The following is a 258-nucleotide window of genomic DNA, read 5'->3' as shown; positions in this document are numbered from 1 at the left end:
GAGACGGGTGTCGGCGTTAGCGCCGCAGAACGCATCAATAATAAACAGACGCTTGCCGGAAAGCTGATGGGTGACAAGTCCTTTCAGATGCTGCCAGGTTTCCGGGGAGAGCGGTTTGTTATCGTTCTTCCCTTTGCCCTTATCAGCCCACCACAGCGTATCGCGGGTGGTGTCGTCTCGGACGATATACTTATCTTTAGGCGAACGACCGGTAAAAATACCCGTATCGACGGCGATAGCACCCAGGTTCGTCAACAC

Annotated in this window: 1 protein-coding gene; it reads right to left on the bottom strand. The window is 53.9% G+C overall.

Annotated elements, in window-relative coordinates:
* Positions 1-258: phosphoenolpyruvate carboxykinase (ATP) (locus tag RTW80_RS29880; protein ID WP_312721778.1), on the bottom strand; the 258-nt coding region annotated here is incomplete at both ends.

This window comes from Escherichia sp. AM3, assembly GCF_032029835.1.
GTDB lineage: Bacteria > Pseudomonadota > Gammaproteobacteria > Enterobacterales > Enterobacteriaceae > Escherichia > Escherichia coli.
Note: the sequence above shows the minus strand (reverse complement) of the source record. Positions and strands in the feature narration are given on the sequence as shown.